This window comes from Burkholderia stagnalis (assembly GCF_902830275.1).
Classification (GTDB): domain Bacteria; phylum Pseudomonadota; class Gammaproteobacteria; order Burkholderiales; family Burkholderiaceae; genus Burkholderia; species Burkholderia stagnalis.
Window position 1 is genome coordinate 93,955 of record NZ_CADESW010000026.1, and the last position, 18,736, is coordinate 112,690.

At 64.7% G+C, this 18,736-nt stretch carries 19 protein-coding genes and 2 pseudogenes; 17 read left to right on the forward strand and 4 right to left on the reverse strand.

Translation table 11 applies throughout. The features are described 5' to 3' along the window. Positions 1-90: 90 nt before the first annotated feature. Positions 91-351, reverse strand: coding sequence for a hypothetical protein (locus HWY45_RS31825; RefSeq protein WP_059559092.1), 261 nt, complete (start codon positions 349-351; stop codon positions 91-93). Positions 352-982: 631 nt separating this feature from the next. Further along, complete coding sequence (locus HWY45_RS31830) at positions 983-1,243, reverse strand: hypothetical protein (RefSeq protein WP_017329336.1); 261 nt, start codon at positions 1,241-1,243, stop codon at positions 983-985. 470 nt (positions 1,244-1,713) lie between these two features. Here HWY45_RS31830 and HWY45_RS31835 point away from each other — a divergent pair, with 470 nt between their 5' ends. From HWY45_RS31835 to HWY45_RS31895, 13 genes and pseudogenes are all read left to right on the forward strand, one after another. After that, on the forward strand, positions 1,714-2,460 hold the full coding sequence (locus tag HWY45_RS31835) for a BON domain-containing protein (RefSeq protein WP_059881103.1): 747 nt from the start codon (positions 1,714-1,716) through the stop codon (positions 2,458-2,460). Next, a pseudogene (locus HWY45_RS31840) lies at positions 2,451-2,620 on the forward strand (LysR family transcriptional regulator); the annotation flags it as partial. The gene HWY45_RS31835 and the pseudogene HWY45_RS31840, both read left to right, overlap by 10 nt. Before the next feature lie 218 nt (positions 2,621-2,838). Further along, a complete protein-coding gene (locus tag HWY45_RS31845) occupies positions 2,839-3,519 on the forward strand; it encodes a hypothetical protein (protein WP_059881099.1) in 681 nt (226 codons plus the stop codon). Positions 3,520-3,550: 31 nt separating this feature from the next. Continuing rightward, positions 3,551-4,048 carry an Lrp/AsnC family transcriptional regulator gene (locus HWY45_RS31850; RefSeq protein WP_059881097.1) on the forward strand — a complete coding sequence of 166 codons (498 nt, stop codon included), beginning with the start codon at positions 3,551-3,553 and terminating at the stop codon, positions 4,046-4,048. A gap of 151 nt (positions 4,049-4,199) precedes the next feature. After that, positions 4,200-5,279 carry a homoserine dehydrogenase gene (locus HWY45_RS31855; RefSeq protein ID WP_059881191.1) on the forward strand — a complete coding sequence of 360 codons (1,080 nt, stop codon included), beginning with the start codon at positions 4,200-4,202 and terminating at the stop codon, positions 5,277-5,279. Further along, positions 5,276-6,706, forward strand: a complete 1,431-nt coding sequence (locus HWY45_RS31860) for an aldehyde dehydrogenase family protein (RefSeq protein ID WP_059881095.1) — start codon at positions 5,276-5,278, stop codon at positions 6,704-6,706. The genes HWY45_RS31855 and HWY45_RS31860 overlap by 4 nt, the downstream gene beginning before the upstream one ends. 80 nt (positions 6,707-6,786) lie before the next feature. Next, positions 6,787-7,584, forward strand: a complete 798-nt coding sequence (locus tag HWY45_RS31865) for an ABC transporter ATP-binding protein (protein WP_059559112.1) — start codon at positions 6,787-6,789, stop codon at positions 7,582-7,584. Between the two features lie 31 nt (positions 7,585-7,615). Beyond that, positions 7,616-8,395 carry a transporter substrate-binding domain-containing protein gene (locus HWY45_RS31870; RefSeq protein WP_059805213.1) on the forward strand — a complete coding sequence of 260 codons (780 nt, stop codon included), beginning with the start codon at positions 7,616-7,618 and terminating at the stop codon, positions 8,393-8,395. 71 nt (positions 8,396-8,466) lie between these two features. Further along, positions 8,467-9,144: an ABC transporter permease gene (locus HWY45_RS31875; RefSeq protein ID WP_059881093.1), complete on the forward strand. Its 678-nt coding sequence runs from the start codon at positions 8,467-8,469 to the stop codon at positions 9,142-9,144. Positions 9,145-9,154: 10 nt separating this feature from the next. Continuing rightward, entirely contained in the window at positions 9,155-9,853 is a 699-nt protein-coding gene (locus HWY45_RS31880; RefSeq protein ID WP_059559121.1) for an ABC transporter permease, read from the forward strand. A 44-nt stretch (positions 9,854-9,897) separates the two neighbouring features. Then, positions 9,898-11,067 (forward strand): trans-sulfuration enzyme family protein, encoded by a 1,170-nt coding sequence (locus tag HWY45_RS31885; RefSeq protein ID WP_059881091.1) that lies wholly within the window; start codon positions 9,898-9,900, stop codon positions 11,065-11,067. Positions 11,068-11,171: 104 nt separating this feature from the next. Further along, positions 11,172-12,101 (forward strand): homocysteine S-methyltransferase family protein, encoded by a 930-nt coding sequence (locus HWY45_RS31890; RefSeq protein ID WP_059805226.1) that lies wholly within the window; start codon positions 11,172-11,174, stop codon positions 12,099-12,101. Next, the gene (locus HWY45_RS31895; RefSeq protein ID WP_059881089.1) at positions 12,098-12,535 is read left to right on the forward strand and encodes an Lrp/AsnC family transcriptional regulator; all 438 of its coding nucleotides are present in this window, start codon (positions 12,098-12,100) and stop codon (positions 12,533-12,535) included. Before HWY45_RS31890 ends, HWY45_RS31895 begins: the two co-directional genes overlap by 4 nt. Positions 12,536-12,983: 448 nt before the next feature. Here the strand turns inward: HWY45_RS31895 and ansP are convergent, their stop codons facing one another. Then, entirely contained in the window at positions 12,984-14,474 is a 1,491-nt protein-coding gene (gene ansP, locus HWY45_RS31900) for an L-asparagine permease (RefSeq protein ID WP_059881087.1), read from the reverse strand. A 605-nt stretch (positions 14,475-15,079) separates the two neighbouring features. Here ansP and HWY45_RS31905 point away from each other — a divergent pair. From HWY45_RS31905 to HWY45_RS31920, 4 genes are all read left to right on the forward strand, one after another. Beyond that, complete coding sequence (locus HWY45_RS31905; protein WP_059559136.1) at positions 15,080-15,886, forward strand: transporter substrate-binding domain-containing protein; 807 nt, start codon at positions 15,080-15,082, stop codon at positions 15,884-15,886. An 89-nt stretch (positions 15,887-15,975) separates the two neighbouring features. Next, complete coding sequence (locus HWY45_RS31910; RefSeq protein WP_059805232.1) at positions 15,976-16,662, forward strand: amino acid ABC transporter permease; 687 nt, start codon at positions 15,976-15,978, stop codon at positions 16,660-16,662. After that, positions 16,659-17,309, forward strand: a complete 651-nt coding sequence (locus HWY45_RS31915) for an amino acid ABC transporter permease (protein WP_059559144.1) — start codon at positions 16,659-16,661, stop codon at positions 17,307-17,309. The genes HWY45_RS31910 and HWY45_RS31915 overlap by 4 nt, the downstream gene beginning before the upstream one ends. After that, on the forward strand, positions 17,296-18,045 hold the full coding sequence (locus HWY45_RS31920; RefSeq protein WP_059881085.1) for an amino acid ABC transporter ATP-binding protein: 750 nt from the start codon (positions 17,296-17,298) through the stop codon (positions 18,043-18,045). The genes HWY45_RS31915 and HWY45_RS31920 overlap by 14 nt, the downstream gene beginning before the upstream one ends. Position 18,046: 1 nt before the next feature. Here HWY45_RS31920 and HWY45_RS31925 read toward each other — a convergent pair. After that, a pseudogene (locus tag HWY45_RS31925) lies at positions 18,047-18,502 on the reverse strand (helix-turn-helix domain-containing protein); the annotation flags it as partial. Between the last annotated feature and the right edge of the window lie 234 nt (positions 18,503-18,736).

Here is an 18,736-nt window from a genome sequence, read left to right on the forward strand (position 1 = left end):
GGGAGAAAGCGCTGGCTTCGTTTTTATCGATGCAAGGAAGCCCGCCAAGCGAGAACGGCTTGGCGGGCTTCAAACGTCGCGAGGGCAAACTTACAGGCCCAGCTTCGCAATCACCTGGCCGCCGAGGTTGTTGATCGTGTTGGTCACGCTGGTGAGATCCTGATGCGTCGATGCATCGACCTGCGTCACCGGGGCCGTGATGGTGTTGGGGCTCGCGAACGAGAAGCCGCCGCCGGTCGCGATATTGTTGATGCCCATGTTCTGGAACACGCTACCGCCGCTGACGGAAGCCATTTCCTTGCGGCTGAGTTCGTGGGTGCGGGACAGGTCGTTGATCATCAGTGCGGACATGGTAAATCTCCTTGAGTTTGCTGCGGTTTGGAAAAGAGCACGTTTCGTTGCGCTCGCAGATACAAACGCATAGGGCGTGCCAGCATCGTCCCGGGCGCGCAGAGGAGCACCTAACCTCATGAAAACAAAGGTGATTCAAACTGGCTGAGGCCATTTCACGCGGCCCGCCGAGCAAGCTTGAAGAATCACGATGTCTGGTTTTCCCAAACAATTTCCGTGGCGGCTGTTTTCTCTCGCCCGACAGGAAGGACGGCGTAGCGCTCGCGATGCAGGCGAACGCCTGCGCGATGGTGCGCCGACGAGCGGTCGCAACCAGAATTGACGCAAAGATCGGGAAGCCGTGACGCCATCGACGTCGACGAAGTTGAGCGGATTCGCGTGCAGGGGCGGGGAGGGGCTAAATGCGCCTCAGGATCTGGCCGGCCGCTGATCGGGGCGGCCTGCGCAAATGACGGATCACCAGCAAGTTGCCCGGCGATGCCGGCTTCGTTTTTATCGATGCAAGAAAGCCCGCCAAGCGGGAACGGCCTGGCGGGCTTCAAGCGCCGCGAGGGCGCACTCGCGGCGGTCTGGAGAACTTCACTACAACGTTATCGACTACGGCTGCCACTGCCTGGAAGCAGGGTGAAACTTACAGGCCCATCTTCGCGACAACGAGGCCGCCAAGGTTGTTGAGCGAGTTGGTCACGCTGGTGAGATCCAGGTGCGTCGAGGCATCGACCTGCGTCACCGGGGCCGTGATGGTGTTGGGGCTCGCGAACGAGAAGCCGCCGCCGGTCGCGATATTGTTGATGCCCATGTTCTGGAACACGCTACCGCCGCTGACCGAAGCCATTTCCTTGCGGCTGAGTTCGTGGGCGCGGGACAGGTCGTTGATCATCAGTGCGGACATGATAAATCTCCTTGGGTTTGCTGCGGTTTGGAAGAGAGCACTTTTCGTTGCGCTCGCAGATACAAACGCATAGGACGTGCCAGTCTCGGCTCATGCACGCAGGTTTTTCCTAACCCAATGAAAGAAAAGACAATTTTTATGATCGCCGTCATTTCACATGGCCGGCCGGGCAAACTTGAAGAATCACGGTGTCTGGTTCTCCCAAACGATTTCCGCAGCACCTGTTTTCTCTCGCCCAACATGAAACGAGGCGTGGCGTTTGCGATGCGCGTCGAGAACCTCCATGGGTAGCGGCCTCGGCCGCTTATGTCGCGAAGGCATGCAGCCGGCGCGCGACCTGTCCGGCCCGGCGCTTGTGCTGGCGGCACCGTTCCTATAATTGACGATACAGCGACCGCCGGATGCAGCAGATGCCTTTTCCGTCCGGGACCGGCGGCGCTGCTTCATTCAACCTTTGCGCGAGGCAGATCATGCAACGCAGCGACACGGTCCTGAAGCAGGTGATGGCGGCCTTTGAACACGAATCTCACCTGAAGTTACACAATCATCCCATTCACATGAGTCTTGACGGCAACGCGTTGACCGTGTCGGGCGAGGTGCCGGACATCGCATCGAAGAAGCGCCTGCTTTCGCTGACCCACGCACATAGCGGCGGGGTGCCGCTTGTCGACCGGCTCCTTGTGGCGGCCCATCCGCCGATGGGCGATGGCGAACTGCGCACGCGCATTTGCGAGCGGCTCGCGCAGGCGGTCGATTTTCGCAACTGCGTGATTTGCGCACGCGTCAAAGGGCAGCTCGAGGTGCTGCGCGGCACCATGGATCAGGCCGGCAACGAGGGCAGCGGCGCGATCGAGGTGACGGTCGAAAATGGTGTCGTGACGCTGACAGGGCAGGTGATCAGCCTGTCTCACCGGTGCCTGGCAGGCGTGCTTGCGTGGTGGGCAGGCAGCTGCCGCGACGTGGTGAACCTGCTGGAGCTGGTGCCCGCCGAAGCCGACGGCGACGAGGAGATTTCCGAAGTAATGCATCTCGTGCTGGAAACGGACCCCCGCGTGCGAGCCGACCAGATCACCGTCAGCGTGAAGAATCACCAGATCACCCTGGCGGGCTGGGTCGCGACGGAGGCGGAAAGGCTGATGGCCGAACAGGACGCGTGGTGCCTGGATGCGATCGAAGGGGTCGTGAACCGTATCGAAGTGAGTGCGCCACGCGCTTAACCAAGCAACTGGGCCGGAGCCAGCCGACGGTCAGCACCTGGCTCGGCCACCTGCGGGAATACCCGCACGATCCGCTCTTCACCCGAACACCCGGCGGCATGGCGCCGACACCGCAAGCCGGCGCGCTGGTCGGCCATGCCGGGAAATTCTCGAATCCCTTCTCGCCTGCGCACCTGTAACCGGACCTGCCGGGCGTCCGCTTTGATGAAAAACATCCATCAAGCGGTGTTTTTCGATGCTTTGCGTCGCCATTCGATGCGGTTGAGATTTTTTTAGTCGCATCGAGACGATATGATTTCTCCAGCCCCAACATCGTCAGCCACTCCATGAAGCGCGCCAGCATCGCTGCGACGAGCCCCGCAAGCACGAGAGAGTTGTATGCCGGACACGCCAATCGTCATCGTTGAACACGCCCGCAGGCGAACCGCTCAAGTCCGGTCCGGCGACGTCCCCGCCGCTTTGCAGGATGGTCCCAAGTGGGTGTGCCGGATCGTCCCGGATCACGCGCGGAGGGCCTGCGAACGGCACGGATCGGCTGCAAGCGCGGCTGGCATGCTCGGTCGACTGAAGCCTGCGAACGTCGTGTTGACGGACCCTGTCACAAGCGCCGCCGGCTGGCTGGCGCGCTCCGCCACCGACGAGGCCGGTCGGTGTCGCGCCTATGCGCATCTGGGCGCGGACCGGATCCTCGAGATGGTCGGAATGCCGGGCGTCGGCCCGTGGCTCGACGAGCACGACACCTGGTGGCCCGGCGCGTACGAGCTGCCGCTGCTCGAGCAGTTGTCCGCGAACGAGTCGCCTCTGCGCAACCTGCTTGGCGCGACTGCGCCCGCCCATCTGTTGATGAGCCTGACCGAAGTCGACGGCACCGCACTCGTGACCGAATCGGACGATGGCATCGAGCGCCCGTTCCGTATTCCTGCCGGTGTGGATACGATCCATTTCGCACCCGTATGCATCTGCGGGCCAGTAGCGCAATGGCGCGAAACGCTCGTCACCGCGTTCGACCGCGTCCGGCATCTGGTCGGGCTCAGATCGGCCCGACCTTTCTATCTTTGACGCAAGCACCCGTTCTCCGGCAGGCCACGCCATGACCGACGCACTCGATACCTTCGACCGCAAGATCCTGAATATCGTCCAGCGCGATTGCACCGCGACTGCGGACGCCATTGCCGAACGGATCGGTCTGTCCACATCGGCCGTGCAAAAGCGGCTGAAGCGCATGCGCACCGAAAAGATCATTTCGGCGGAAATCGCGGTGGTCGATCGCGCGGCGGTCGGCAGGCCGATGACGTTCATTGCGGCAATCGAGATCGAACGCGAAAACTACGAGACGGTCGCCAGATTCCGCGAGTGGTCGAAGGCGCATGACGAAATCCAGCAGATCTACTACGTGACCGGCTCCGTCGACCTGATCGCGATCATCACCGCACACGACGTCGAGGCGTACGACCGGCTGTCCGCACGCATCATGCAGAGCAACCCGATGATCCGCCGGATCAACACGAACGTCGTGCTGAGCGCGGTCAAGGTCGGGCTGTTCGTGCCGGTCGACAAGGACGGCGACGACGAACCGCCGGCCACCTGACGTGCTTGCTTCGCGCGGGAACGGGCGATCCGCCCGTCCCGCATGACAAACCGCAACGGGTGACTCCTTGAATCGGGCGAAAAGCCTAATTTGAAAATCGATTCGCATGACTAACCTGTGTCACGTAGTCAATGAACAGGAGATGATCGAGATGGAACTCAAACTGGCACTGGTCGGTTTCGGCGGAGTCAATCAGGCACTGGTCGAACTGCTCAAAAAGAAGCGTGCGATGCTGGGTGCGGCGGGACTCGACGTATCGGTGACGATGGTCGCCGACCTGCGGCTCGGGATCGCGACGAATCCTCGCGGTATCGCGCTGGACGTCCTCGACGAAACCGCTCGGCGGGGCGTCGATGCCGAAGCGCTGCGTCGCGATCCCGGCACGCGGGTGTCGCCGGACGTCGGCCTCGGTGCGGTGCTGAAGGCCATCGCATCGGACCACGTGGATGTCGTCATCGAGGCGACCTTCACTGATCCGAACACCGGTGAGCCTGCGCTGTCGCATTGCCGTACCGCGCTCGAGTGCGGCAAGCACGTGATCACGACCAACAAGGGGCCGATCGCGCTCGCGCAGCCGGCACTGGCGCGGATCGCCACGCAATCGGGTGCCTGTGTGATGTACGAGGGCACGGTGATGAGCGGCACGCCGGTGCTGCGGCAGCTCGCGACGACGCTGCGCGGCTGCGACATCAACGGCTTCGCCGGCATCCTGAACGGCACGTCGAATTTCGTGCTCGGTGAGGTCGAGGCCGGCGCGAGCTTCGATGCGGCGATCCGGGATGCGCAGCAGCGCGGCTACGCGGAGGCGAACCCGGCGGCCGACGTCAACGGTTCGGACGTACAGCTGAAGGTCGTCATTCTGGCGAACGCGCTGTGGAATGCCGGCCTCAAGCGCGGCGACGTAACGTGCCGCGGCATCGTGGAATTGACTGAGCGCGACGTGCGCGCAGCGGTGGCGGAGCGCATGTCCTGGCGGTTGATCGGATCTGCCGTCCGCCATCCGGACGGCACCGTCACCGCGAGCGTCGAACCGCGCAAGCTGCCGGCCGGCCATCCATTGCTTGCCGCGAGCGGCGTGACGAACGCGATCACGTTCGACACCGACGTGCTCGGCAGCGTGACGATCAGCGGACCCGGCGCGGGGCGCGAGGAAACGGCGTTTGCGATCCTCTCCGACCTGATCGAACTGGCGGACAGGATTCGCGCAGCCTCGCACGAGGTGGCGGCATGAGCGCGCGCGATGCGGTGATGACCGACTGCACGGGAGCCGGCGTAGCCGATGTCCGGTCGCCGTATGACGGCTCGATCGTCGGCCAGGTCCGTCTGTCGCGGGCCGATGCGGCGCCGGCCCTCGTCGAGCGCGCGCTCGACGGCGCGCGTGCGGCCGCAATCATGCCACGCAGCCAGCGAGCCGACATCCTGTTTCGCGCAGCCGCGAGCGTGGAGGCACACGCGGAGACATTTGCACGCACGATCGCGCTCGAAGCGGGCAAGCCGCTGCGGCAGGCCCGCAAGGAAGTCGCGCGCTGCGTGAACACGCTGCGCCTGTCGGGCGAGGAAGCGAAACGACTCAACGGCGAGACGATCCCGTTCGACGGGTATCCCGGCTCGGAGAATCGCAGCGGCTACTACACGCTGGAACCGCTGGGCGTGATTCTCGCGATCACGCCCTTCAACGACCCGCTGAACCTCGTCGCACACAAGCTCGGTCCGGCGATCGCGACCGGCAACGCTGCCATCCTGAAGCCCTCGTTGCTCGCGCCTCTGTCCGCACAGGCGCTCGTCGAGGCCCTGTGGGAAGCCGGTGCGCCGCGTGACGCGCTGCAGATCGTGCACGGCGGCGCGGAGATCGCGTCCGCGCTGGTGCGCGACCGGCGGATCCGGATGGTGACCTTTACCGGCGGCCCGCAGACCGGCGAAGCCATCACGCGCGATGCGGGACTCAAGAAGATCGCGATGGACCTGGGCGGAAATGCGCCGGTGATCGTCATGGCCGACTGCGACCTGAAGGATGCCGCCGAATCGTGCGTGTCGGGCGCGTTCTGGGCGGCGGGACAAAACTGCATCGGTACGCAACGGATCTTCGTCGCCGAGGCCGCGTACGAGCCGTTCATCCGGTATTTCGTCGAGCTGACCGGCAGGATGGTCGTCGGCGATCCGCTGGACGATGCGACCGACGTGGGGCCGATGATCGACGAGGAACAGGCGATCCGCATCGAACGCTGGGTCGACGATGCAGTCTCGGGCGGTGCGACAGTGCTGACCGGCCATCGGCGACGCGGGGCGCTGTATGAACCGACGGTGCTCGCGGATGTGCCGCACGACGCGCGGGTATGGACCGACGAGGTATTCGCGCCGGTCGTGACGATCGAGAAATTCACCGACCTGCAGCAGGCGCTCGACGCGGCCAACGCGTCGGAGAGCTGCCTGCATGCAGGCGTGTTCACCAACCGCCTGGAGGCGGCGCTCGGCGCGGCCGAGCGCCTGCAGGCGGGCGGCGTGATGATCAACGATTCGTCCGATTACCGCTTCGACGGCATGCCGTTCGGTGGATTCAAGCATGGGTCGCTGGGCCGCGAAGGCGTTCGGTTCGCGATGACGGAAATGACGCAGCCGAAGGTGGTCTGCTTCAGGCGCAACCGGCGGCTGTCGAGCTGATGCGCAAGCGCCGGCACCTGGCGGGCCGGCGCGGCGCGAACCGGAGCGGTGTGTGAAACGTATCGAAGAAGGAGTCGAGGATGCCAGCAGCAATTCCTGCATGCAAGCCGGCGGCAGACGCGCTGGTGGTCGAGGATATTCACAAGTCGTTCGGCGGTGTCGAGGTGCTGAAGGGCATCTCGCTGACCGCGAAGAATCACGAGGTTGTGTCGATCCTCGGCAGCAGCGGGTCGGGCAAGAGTACGTTCCTCAGGTGCATCAACTTGCTGGAAATGCCCGACCGCGGCCGGATCTGCGTGAACGGCGAAACGCTTGCGCTGAAGCCGGCGGGCCGCGACGGCGCGCTCGTCGCGGCCGATGCTCGGCAGGTGATGCGCGTGCGCCGCAAGCTCGCGATGGTGTTCCAGCAGTTCAATCTCTGGGCGCACATGACCGTGCTGCAGAACGTGATGTTCGTGCCGGTGCGCGTGCTCGGCGTGCCGAAGCGCGACGCCCGCGACAAGGCGATCGCGATGCTCGAACGGGTCGGCCTCGCCGGCAAGTGCGACCACTATCCGAACCAGCTGTCGGGCGGCCAGCAGCAGCGCGTCGCGATTGCTCGTGCACTCGCGACCGACCCCGACGTGATGCTGTTCGACGAGCCGACGTCCGCGCTCGATCCCGAGCTCGTCGGCGAAGTGCTGAAAGTGATGCGCTCGCTGGCCGACGAGGGACGCACGATGCTCGTCGTCACGCACGAGATGGGGTTTGCACGCGAAGTCGCGAACCGCGTCGTGTTCGTCCACCAGGGACGAATCGAGGAAGACGGCAGCCCCGATGAGGTGTTCGCGAGCCAGAAATCGCCGCGTTTCCAGAAGTTTCTGTCCAGCATCATCTGATGCGGATTCAATATCAACCGGAGGGGAAACCATGAAGAAGCTGCTTCAGTCGCTGTGCGTGGGCGCGGCGCTGCTCGGATCGGTCGCGCATGCCGAGCAGGTCGTGCGGATCGGCACGCTCGCCGATTACGCGCCGTTCGAATACAAGGATGCATCCGGCAAGCTGCAGGGCATGGAGATCGATATCGGCAAGAAGATGTGCGACACGTTGAAGGTCAAGTGTCAGTGGGTGACGATGGATTTCGACGCGTTGATTCCAGCACTCAAGGCAAAGCAGATCGATGCGGTACTCGCGCAAATGTCGAAGACGCCGGAGCGCGAGCAGTCGGTGGACTTCACGCGCATTTTCACGACGGCGCCCGTGCAGCTCGTCGCGAAGCAGGGCTCGGGCATCACGGACAATGCCGCCACGCTGCGCGGCAGGACGATCGGCGTTCAGACGGCCTCGACGCATGAATCCTATCTGCGCCGCCGCCTGCCGGCGAGCAAGTCGGGAATCAACGTGAAGGTCTACCAGACGCTCGACGAGGCTTGGCTCGATCTCGAGGCCGGGCGCGTCGATGCGGTGTTTGCCGACAACACGGTCGCGTACGACTGGCTGACGAAGGCCGGCAGGCGGGAAGGCTTCGACTTCGTCGGCAAGCCGATCGCCGATGCGGAGATCTTCGGCGACGGCACGGCGATCGCGGTACGCAAGGGCGACGCGCCGCTGAAGGCGCTGTTCGACAAGGGCATCGCGCAGGTGCAGGCGGATGGCACGTTCGCCGCAGCCAACAAGCGCTATTTCCCATTCAGCATCGCGCCGCAATAACCGCGCATCGGGACCGCGCGGTCGCCGGACGGCGGCCTGCGCGATCCGGGCTCACAAGGAGCGATATCACGATGGACATCCTGGTGAACTACGCCGCGCAGATCGCGGCTGGCGCGCTCGTCACGCTGGAGCTTGCAGTCGCCGCGCTGTGCGTCGGCATGCTGCTCGGCATCGCCGGCGCATCGGCAAAACTGTCGAGCCTGGGGTGGCTCAGACATGCGACCTATGCGCTGACCAATTTCCTGCGCGGCATTCCCGAGTTCCTGATCCTGTTGATCTGCTACTTCGGGCTGTCGCATCTGCTCAACGCGCAATTCGATGGCGCCATTGTCATCAGCCCGTTTTCCGCCGGCGTGATCGCGCTCGCCGTGGTGTTCGGCGCCTACTCGTCGGAGATGTTCCGCGGCGCGTTCATCGCGGTGCCGGCCGGACAGATCGAGGCCGCGCGCGCGTACGGGCTGACACGCCTGCAGACACTGTGGCACGTGCGCCTGCCGCAGGCGTGGCGCATCTGCCTGCCGAGCCTGAACAACATGTGGCAGAACTTGCTGAAGGACACGTCGCTGGTGTCGATCGTCGGGCTCGAGGACATGTTGCGCAAGGCCAACATCGCCGCGCAGTTCACCAAGCAGCCATTCGTCTTCTACGTGACGGTCGGCATCGTCTATTTCGGCTTTCTCGCCGCATCGAATCCCGTGTTCGCGTGGCTCGAGCGCATCGCGGGCCGCGGCTACGCAAAACGCACCTGAGGAGGGCCTTGTGATCAACGACTTTCTTTCCCTCATCGCGCAGTCCGGCCCTGACGTCGCGCGCGGCATATGGATCACGCTCGAGCTGCTGGTGCTGTCATGCACGCTTGCGTTCGCGCTCGCGGTGCCGCTGGCTGTCGCGCGCACGTCGGCGTGCCGGTGGCTGTCGACACCGAGCCGCCTGTTCATGTCGGTGTTTCGCGGCACGCCGCTGCTGGTGCAGATTTTCGTGCTGTATTACGGGCTCGCGCAGTTCTCGATCGTGCGTGCGTCGCCTCTGTGGCTGCTGGTCGGCGGATCGTTCTCGTGTGCGTTGTGCGCGCTGACGCTCAACCTCGCGGCGTACATGGCGGAAGACATCCGGGGCGGGATCGCCGGCGTCCCCGCCGGCGAGAAGGAAGCCGCGCTCGCGTTCGGGATGAGCCGCTTCATGCTGACCTGGTTCGTGATCGTCCCGCGCGCGATCGGCATCGTCGCACCGACGCTCGGCAACGAGATCGTGCTGCAGCTGAAGTCGACCGCGCTGGCCAGCACGATCACCGTGCTCGACCTGACCGGTGTCGCGCGGCGCATCTCCATCGAAACCTATACGACCGACGCGCTGATGCTGGCCGGCATCGTGTACGTCGCTATCACGGCTGTGCTTTCGACCGTGCTCAAACGCGTCGAAGGTCTGCTGAATCGCCATCTGGGCAGCGTGCGTGCCTGACCGGCACCGCATGAACGCGACACAACGAACGATCCGAGGACGACATGGGATACAAGCTTGAAACGCTGGCTCTGGCTGCGGACCGCGACGTGACCGACGAGAAGTCGGTCGCGCCGGCGATTCACTATTCGGCGGTGTTCAAGGCAGCCGGCAGCGAGGAATTCGCGGAGATGTCGAGCGTGCCGCAGCATCCGCGCAACTACACCCGCTACGGCAATCCGGTTCACGAGCGCGTAAAGGCAATCATGGCGGAGCTCGAGGGCACCGAGACCGCGCTCGTCACGGCATCCGGAATGGGCGCGATCGCCACCGCGATCCTCAGTGTCGTGAAGGCCGGCGATCACGTCGTCGGCCAGACGCGTCATTACATGAGCACCACGAAAATGCTCGACGACATGCTGCGCCGGTTCGGCGTCGAGGTGACGTTCGTCGACCAGACCGACGCGGCTGCGTTCGATCGGGCGATTCGGCCGAACACGCGGCTGATCGTGCTCGAGTCGCCGGTCAATCCGCTGCTGCTCGTGACCGACATCGCCGCGGTGACCGAAATCGCAAGCGCCCGCGGCATCCTGACACTCGCGGACAACACGTTCGCGTCGCCGGTCAACCAGCAGCCGCACCGGCTCGGTGTCGACATCGTCGTGCACAGCGCCACCAAGTATCTGGGCGGCCATCACGACCTGACCGGCGGCGTGATCTGCACGAGCCGCGTGCTCGCCGAGCAGATCTGGCATACGCACATTACGCTCGGGGCGGTGCTGTCGCCGATGGACGCGTGGTTGCTGCTGCGCGGGCTGCGCACGCTGCCGATGCGCGTCGAGCGGATCAACGCGAATGCTCAGGCGCTCGCCGAATTCCTCGAAGCGCACGCGAAGGTCGAGCGCGTGTTCTATCCGGGCCTGCGCAGCCATCCGCAGCATGGGCTCGCATGCCGGCAGATGCGCGGTTTCGGCGGTGTGGTGGCGTTCGGCGTGCGGGGAGGGTACGGCGAAGCGCAGCGCTTTGTCGAGGCGCTGCGCGTGCCGTTGAATGCAGGCAATCTCGGCGGCGTCGATTCGCTCGCGATCCATACGGCATCCATGTGGGCGGGCACGATGTCGGCAGAGCAAATGCGTGCTGCCGACATTCCGCTCAATTTCATCCGCTATTCGGTCGGCATCGAGCACATCGACGACCTGAAAAGCGATATCGCGCAAGCATTGGCGCAGATCTGACACGGACCGGCGCGCACGCTCGATCGACGCCCCACGCGCGTCGCGCCGGCCTTTGAATCGATTCGAGCGCGAGATGCGCGGATTGCAACGACGGAGCACGGACTATGCATGACATCACAGTACTCGACGGCGGCATGGGGCGCGAATTGGCGCGGATGGGGGCGCCGTTCAGACAGCCGGAATGGTCGGCGCTCGCGCTGATGGAAGCGCCGCATTACGTCAGTCTCGCGCACGACGCGTTTGCCGCTGCAGGCGCCGACGTGCTCACCGCGAACAGCTATGCGGTCGTGCCGTTCCATATCGGCGAGGAGCGATTTCGTTGCGACGGCGTCGCGCTCGCGGCACTTGCCGGGCAACTCGCGCGGCAAGCGGCGGACCGCGCAGCGCGGCCCGTGCGCGTCGCAGGATCGCTTCCGCCGACGGGCGGATCGTACCGGCCCGACCTGTTCGACGCGGCGCGCGCCGATGCAATTTTGGCGATGCTCGTCGATGGGCTCGATCCGTACGTCGACCTGTGGCTGGCCGAGACACAGAGCCTGACCGACGAGATCCACGCAGTCCGGCGCGCGCTCGGTGCGAATCCGAAGCCGCTCTGGGTCTCGTTCACGCTGCGCGACGACGTCGACGCAGGAGCCACGCCGGTACTGCGATCGGGACAGACGCTTGACGAAGCGATCGACGCCGCCGTGTCCGCGCGCGCGACCGCGCTGCTGTTCAACTGCAGCCAGCCGGAAGCGATGGGGGCGGCGATCGAGACGGCGCAGCGCACGCTCGCGCGAACGGGAACGTCGCTATCAATCGGCGCATATGCGAACGCATTTCCGCCTCAGCGCGCCGATGCGCGTGCGAACGAGGAACTTCACGGTTTGCGCGCCGACATCGATCCGCCCGGTTATGCAAGATGGGCGGAGCAGTGGCTTGCGCTGGGCGCGCGGATCGTCGGCGGATGTTGCGGAATCGGCCCCGGCCACATCGCGGCAGTGCGCGACGCGGTCGATGCACGCGGCGCCGGGCACACCGGGTTCGGTCAATGAAGATCGACGGCCTGGACCAGAAGATAATCGACGCATTGTGTGCCGATGCGCGAATTCCGCTCGCGGTGCTGGCCGACAGGATCGGTTTGTCCAGGCAGGCGGTCCGGAACCGGATCGACCGGCTCGAAGCGCTGAACATCATTGCAGGCTACACGGTGCGGCTCGCAGTGCCCGACGATGTCGCGCCGGTGCGCGCCGTGATGCTCGTTTATCGCAAGGACCGGATGCGCGGCGCGGACGTGCTTGCCGCACTCGAGCGGATCGCCGAGGTGCGCGATTGCGCGGTCCTCAGCGGCGAGGTCGATTTGCTGGTGCAGATAGAGGCATCCACGCACGAGCGCATCAGCGACATCTGGGCGACGATCAGTGCGATGGACGGTGTGCAAAACATGACGACCAGCTTCGTGCTCGATTCGATCGTCCACAAGCGTTGACTGAAATTCCCGAAAGAGCCGGGATATGAGCAAGAAGGCAACCGCTTTCTGCGCCGAAAAATGGCCCGCGTTCTGAAGAGCACCTTTCCGCTGCTGGCCGCTGAAGCAGTTTCGGTGCTGCGCAGGGTTGCCCGTCAACAAGTGGTCTTTTGGGTTGTCGACAGATGGTCGGCGGGGCGGAGTAATGCCGCAACGACCCTGTCGACCGTTGGCGCCATGTGCGCGTCGATCCGGCGCATGTGCGGACAGGTCGAGCGCGGGGGCGCGATAGCGGTCGATTGCGCCGATCGAATCCGGCGGGTCGCAGTCGGATGGCCGGCCGTGGATTGTTTGCGTCATCGGTACGAGTGCCGACATTTCCGTCGAACGACTCACCGGGCCGAGAGTGTGACCGCAATCTCCATGGCCGGCGTTTCGGGCCGGAGGCCGCCCCCAATCGCGCGTCGGCTTAGTCGTTACCCTTTTCGAGCACTTGCCGTGTCAGCGTGACCGACGGAATCGTCGGCTTGAGCAACCCGCGGCGCGCTCGGCTGCTCAGCCACTTCCAGCCAGCCGCGAGCAGCAGTGCGACCAGCGGGATCGATGCGATCGTCCACGTACCGTTCGGGTAATCGAATGCCATCAGCACCAGCACGCCGAGCAGGAACAGCAGCGTGAGCCACGAAGTCACGGGCGCGCCCGGCATCCTGAACGGCACGTCGTCCACCTCGCCGCGCCTGACCGCGGCGCGGAACTTCATCTGGCACACGACGATGAAGCCCCATGTGCTGATGATGCCGAGCGACGCGATGTTCAGGACGATCTCGAACACGCTTGACGGTACGAAATAGTTGAGCAGTACGCCGACCACATAGATCGCGACCGTCACCAGAATGCCCGCATACGGCACGGATTGCGCGCTCATTCGCCCGAGGAACGCAGGGGCCGATCCGCCCATCGACAGCGAACGCAACACGCGCCCGGTCGAATACAGGCCGGAGTTGAGGCTCGACAACGCCGCCGTCAGCACCACCAGGTTCATCACCGAGCCGATGCCCGGCACGCCGAGCGCGCCGAAGAACGTGACGAACGGGCTCTGGCCCGCCTTGTACGCGCTCCAAGGCAGCAGGCAGACCAGCAGGACGACCGACGCGACGTAGAAGATCGCGATGCGCCAGATCACGTTGTTGATCGCGCGCGGCAGCACCTTGCGCGCATCCTTGCATTCGCCGGCGGCCGTGCCCACCAGTTCGACGCCCGCGAACGCGAACACCACGCCCTGCACCAGCACCAGCGCCGGCATCAGTCCGTGCGGAAAGAACCCGCCGTTGTCGGTGATCAGATGCATGCCGGTGTCGTGGCCGGCGACCTGCACGCCCGTGCCGAGAAGCGCGGAGCCGATCGCGAGAAACAATACGATCGCGGCGACCTTGATCAGCGCGAACCAGAACTCCATCTCGGCGAACCACTTCACGCCGATCAGGTTCATCGTCGCGACGATGCAGAGCGCGACGAGCGCGAAAACCCATTGCGGCACGCCCGCGAACGGCGCCCAGTAATGCATGTAGAGCGCGACGGCGGTGATGTCGACGATGCCCGTCATCGCCCAGTTCAGGAAGTACATCCAGCCTGCGACGAACGAAGCCTTTTCGCCGAGGAATTCGCGCGCATACGACACGAAGCTGCCGCTGCTGGGGCGATGCATCACGAGTTCGCCGAGCGCGCGAAGGATCAGGAACGAGAACGCGCCGCATACCAGATAGACGATCGCGAGCGACGGTCCGGCGGCCTGCAGACGGCCGCCCGCGCCGAGGAACAGACCGGTGCCGATGGCCCCGCCGATCGCGATCATCTGCACCTGTCGATTGCCGAGGGTCTTGTGATAGCCGGCCTCGTGCGATTCGAGCCAGCTGCGTTTGTCGGTTTCGCCCGTTGTCGACGATTCGGGAAGCGATGCCATGATGGCGTCCTCGTGCTCTGATGTGATTGCGTTCATCCCGATCGCGAGACGATCGGGAACCCCTCGTACCGGAGAAGGAGGGCGCGAAATCCGGCCCGCCCATCCTGCTTGCGATTCGCCGATGCTGGCGAACGGCACGGTATGTCGCGAACGTATTCGTCCGTAATTCCCGTCACAAACGGAATGCAAATTTGGACTGAACCTGTTCGAATCCGTGCATATGGGCCGCGGCGAGGGCGCCGCAAAGCGCGTCGGCCTGCAAGGCGCGTGCGACCCCGTATATCGTGCGTGCGCGACTGTCGTTTCGATTTCTTGTTCCCACTCCGGGGCGATGAACAGGGGCCGGCGTACGTTCAATACGCCTGCGCTCGACTCCCCGGGGCGAACCGGTTAGTTAATTTGGTGCGCCGACGCGCACTGCGAGGGCAACGGCTGTCGCCGATGCCGGCCCATGCACCGGAATGAGGAATACGGGTTGCCGGAATTGCCATCTCGTGCCGGTACCGCAAGCGTTTCATGGCGATGGCCCGGTTTTTGCTGGAGTTGCACCGGCCGCGCAACGGTTGCGCGCTGCCCGACGACATACCAGACAAGGAAGATTCACCGTGAGCCCGACGACTCGACCGTTCCCCCGACGCACCTGGCTGGCTGCGCTGATCGCAGCCCCCGTGATGGCGCTGTTCGCCGCTGCGCCGGCGCATGCCGACGCGCTCGACACCATCGCGAAAAGCGGCGCGCTACGCGTTGCGGTACCCGAAGACTATCCGCCGTTCGGCTCGGTCGGCACGGACATGCAGCCGCAGGGCTACGACATCGACATGGCCGAGCTGCTCGCCAAATCGCTCGGCGTGAAGCTGAAGCTGGTGCCCGTGAACAGTGCGAACCGGATTCCGTACCTGACGACCAACAAGGTCGACATGGTGATCTCGTCGCTCGGCAAGACGCCCGAGCGCGAGAAGGTCATCGACTTCTCGAGCGCGTACGCGCCGTATTTCCAGGGCGTGTTCGGGCCGGCGGACGTGAAGGTGGCCGCGCCCGCCGACCTGACCGGCAAGACGGTCGGCGCCACGCGCGGCGCGCTGGAAGAGATCGCGCTGTCGCAGCTTGCGCCGAATGCGACGATCAAGCGCTTCGAGGACAACAACGCGACGATCCAGGCGTTCCTGTCGGGGCAAGTGCAGCTGATCGCCGCCGGCAACATCGTCGCGGCGGCGATTCTGGCGAAGAATCCGCCGCGCCGGCCCGAGGTCAAGTTCGTGATCAAGAATTCGCCGTGCTTCGTCGGCGTCAACAAGAACGAACCGCGCCTGCTCGCGAAGATCGACGATGCGATCGCCCATGCGAAGCAGGACGGCACGCTGGGCGCGATGTCGCGGAAATGGCTCGGCCAGCCGCTGCCGGCCGGCCTGTGATGGATCGTCGTGCCGCCTGATACATCGCCGCAGCCGGCGCCGCCGGCGCGGCGGGTGTCGTTGTCCGAACCCGAACTGACTCAATCGTCATGAGCTACCAGCTTCAATTCGGCGAGCTCGCCGAATACGCCGGCGTGTTCGCGAGCGGCGCGGCGATCACGCTCGCGCTGACCGCGGTCGCGACCGTGCTCGGCGTGGCGCTCGGCGTGCTCGGCGCGGCCGCGTACAGCGCCGATGCGCGCGCGGCCGTGCAATTTCGCCCGCTGATCGGCGCGTACGTCGAGGCGATTCGCAATACGCCGTTCGTTGTCCAGCTGTTCTTCATCTTCTTCGGCTTGCCCGCGCTCGGCGTGCACATCGACGAATACACGGCCGCGATTCTCGCGATGACGCTCAATCTCGGCGCGTACTCGGTCGAGATCGTGCGCGCGGGCGTCGCCGCCGTGCCGAAAGGGCATCTGGAGGCGGCAGCCGCGCTTGCGATGTCGCGCGCGCAGATGCTGCGCCACGTCGTGCTGCCGCAAGCGCTCGCCAAGGTGTTTCCCGCGCTCTCGAGCCAGATCGTGATCACGATGCTCGGTTCGGCGGTGGTGTCGCAGATCTCGGTGGCCGATCTGACCTATGCGGCCGGCTACATTCAGTCGCGCAACTTCCGTGCGTTCGAGACGTATTTCGTCATCACGCTCGCGTATCTGGCGATGGCGCTGCTGCTGCGTGGCGCGCTCGGATCGATGGGGCGCCGCCTGTTCTCCCGTCGCGTGCGAGGTGCGCGATGACCGATTTCACGTTCGGGCAGATTCTCGCCAACCTGCTGCTGGCCGCGCGCTGGACGATCGTGCTGTCGATCGTATCGTTCCTGTCCGGCGGCCTCGTCGGCCTGGGGCTGCTCGTGATGCGCGTGTCGGGTTCGACGGTGCTGCGCGGCAGTGCGAAGCTGTACATCGAGGTTTTCCAGGGCACCCCGTTGCTGATGCAACTGTTCATCGTGTTCTTCGGCCTGCCGCTCGTCGGGCTCGACGTGCCGCCGTGGGTCGCGGCCACGGCAGGGCTCACGTTCTTCACCAGTGCGTATCTCGCCGAAATCTGGCGCGGCTGCGTCGAGGCGGTGCCGAAAGGGCAGTGGGAGGCGTCGGCGAGCCTGGCCATGAGCTATATCGAGCAGTTGCGTCACGTGATCCTCCCGCAGGCCGCGCGCATCGCGATCGCGCCGACGGTTGGCTTCGGCGTGCAGGCCGTGAAAGATACGGCGCTGGTGTCGATCATCGGCTTCACCGAGCTGACGAAGGTCGGCATCGCGATCTCGAACGCGACGTTCCGGCCGTTCGTCGTGTACGGGCTCGTCGCGCTGATCTATTTCGCGCTCTGTTATCCGCTTACCCGTTATGCGCGCACGTTGCAAAGGAGATGGCATGCCGCTCGTTGAAACCCGTGGTCTCGAAAAGAACTTCGGCACCCATCATGTGCTCAAGGGGATCGATTTCTCCGTCGAGCGCGGGCAGGTCGTCTCGATCATCGGCCGCAGCGGCTCGGGCAAGAGCACGTTGCTGCGCACGCTCAACGGGCTCGAGAGCATCGACGCGGGCACGATCTCGATCGACGGCGCGCGCGTCGATGCGCGGCACGCGGACCTGCGTGCGCTGCGGCTCAAGGTCGGGATGGTGTTCCAGCAATACAACCTGTTTCCGCACCTGAGCGCCGGACAGAACGTGATGCTCGCACAGTCGGTCGTGAAGAAGGCGCATCGCGAGCAGGCGCGCGCGATCGCGGAATTGATGCTCGAGCGCGTCGGCCTCGGCGACAAGTTCGACGCGTTTCCGGAACAGCTGTCGGGCGGCCAGCAACAGCGCGTCGCGATCGCGCGGGCGCTCGCGATGAAGCCGAGCGTGCTGCTGTGCGACGAGATCACGTCCGCGCTCGATCCCGAGCTCGTCGGCGAGGTACTGGGCGTCGTCGAGCAACTCGCGCGCGAGGACATGACGCTGATCATGGTCACGCACGAGATGAACTTCGCGCGTGCGGTCAGCGACAGGATCGTGTTCATGCACCAGGGCAGGGTGTGGGAGACGGGGACGGCCGAAGAGATCTTCGAGCGGCCGCAGACGGTGGAGCTGACGCGGTTTCTGGGCAGCGTCCGGAACAGGGAGACTGCCGAGCGCTGACGCTGCCGTCGATCTGGATCGGTTCGGCCAGGCATGTGCGTCGTGTGTGCGGCTGGTAGACCTTCGGCGGGCGTTGCCGGCGCGGAATCCATAGCCCGGCGTCCGTCATCAACCGCCGCACCGTCTCCTTGGCCAGGCGAATTCCGTGGCACTCCCACAGCTTCTCGCAGGCCAGCGTCGGGCCAAAATCGGCGTAACGGTCGCGGATGATCGAGAGCGCCCGGTCGGCCGTTCCTGCATCCAAACGACGATTACCCGGCTTCGAACGATGCCCCGACACCAAACCAGCCGCACCGTGCTCGCGCAGCTTGGCGACCAGCCGCCGAATCTGCCGCGTCGTCAACTCCAGTCGCTCAGCCGCGCGCCACGGCTTGAGCTTGCCGTCCGCCACGTCCTGAATCACCTTGAATCTGTCCAGCTCTCGCATCGTCATCGTTATCCGCTCTGTTGCGGCCATCGACGCCTCCAGCGCCGGAGTCCCGGCGACTGGTCAGCTTACTGGCCATCAAAGCGGACATTTCTATGTAGCTAAAAGCGGACATTACTATCTAGCCGCTACAAGCTTTTGTCATGGCCATTTCAAGATGTCGTGGCGCCAGCTAAATAGAAATGTCCGGTTTTGAGGTTGGTTTGGCTGTCTGCTTTGCTTCGGTTTGTTCGTTACGCAGTGTCGAAGGAGGGCGTCTGAACG

Excerpts from the sequence above, each read along its gene's own strand:
- HWY45_RS31825 (WP_059559092.1), bottom strand. The coding sequence starts at position 351 with ATGTCCGCACTGATGATCAACGACCTGTCCCGCACCCACGAACTCAGC.
- HWY45_RS31830 (WP_017329336.1), bottom strand. The coding sequence starts at position 1,243 with ATGTCCGCACTGATGATCAACGACCTGTCCCGCGCCCACGAACTCAGC.
- HWY45_RS31835 (WP_059881103.1), top strand. The coding sequence starts at position 1,714 with ATGCAACGCAGCGACACGGTCCTGAAGCAGGTGATGGCGGCCTTTGAA.
- HWY45_RS31845 (WP_059881099.1), top strand. The coding sequence starts at position 2,839 with ATGCCGGACACGCCAATCGTCATCGTTGAACACGCCCGCAGGCGAACC.
- HWY45_RS31850 (WP_059881097.1), top strand. The coding sequence starts at position 3,551 with ATGACCGACGCACTCGATACCTTCGACCGCAAGATCCTGAATATCGTC.
- HWY45_RS31855 (WP_059881191.1), top strand. The coding sequence starts at position 4,200 with ATGGAACTCAAACTGGCACTGGTCGGTTTCGGCGGAGTCAATCAGGCA.
- HWY45_RS31860 (WP_059881095.1), top strand. The coding sequence starts at position 5,276 with ATGAGCGCGCGCGATGCGGTGATGACCGACTGCACGGGAGCCGGCGTA.
- HWY45_RS31865 (WP_059559112.1), top strand. The coding sequence starts at position 6,787 with ATGCCAGCAGCAATTCCTGCATGCAAGCCGGCGGCAGACGCGCTGGTG.
- HWY45_RS31870 (WP_059805213.1), top strand. The coding sequence starts at position 7,616 with ATGAAGAAGCTGCTTCAGTCGCTGTGCGTGGGCGCGGCGCTGCTCGGA.
- HWY45_RS31875 (WP_059881093.1), top strand. The coding sequence starts at position 8,467 with ATGGACATCCTGGTGAACTACGCCGCGCAGATCGCGGCTGGCGCGCTC.
- HWY45_RS31885 (WP_059881091.1), top strand. The coding sequence starts at position 9,898 with ATGGGATACAAGCTTGAAACGCTGGCTCTGGCTGCGGACCGCGACGTG.
- HWY45_RS31890 (WP_059805226.1), top strand. The coding sequence starts at position 11,172 with ATGCATGACATCACAGTACTCGACGGCGGCATGGGGCGCGAATTGGCG.
- HWY45_RS31895 (WP_059881089.1), top strand. The coding sequence starts at position 12,098 with ATGAAGATCGACGGCCTGGACCAGAAGATAATCGACGCATTGTGTGCC.
- ansP (WP_059881087.1), bottom strand. The coding sequence starts at position 14,474 with ATGGCATCGCTTCCCGAATCGTCGACAACGGGCGAAACCGACAAACGC.
- HWY45_RS31910 (WP_059805232.1), top strand. The coding sequence starts at position 15,976 with ATGAGCTACCAGCTTCAATTCGGCGAGCTCGCCGAATACGCCGGCGTG.
- HWY45_RS31915 (WP_059559144.1), top strand. The coding sequence starts at position 16,659 with ATGACCGATTTCACGTTCGGGCAGATTCTCGCCAACCTGCTGCTGGCC.
- HWY45_RS31920 (WP_059881085.1), top strand. The coding sequence starts at position 17,296 with ATGCCGCTCGTTGAAACCCGTGGTCTCGAAAAGAACTTCGGCACCCAT.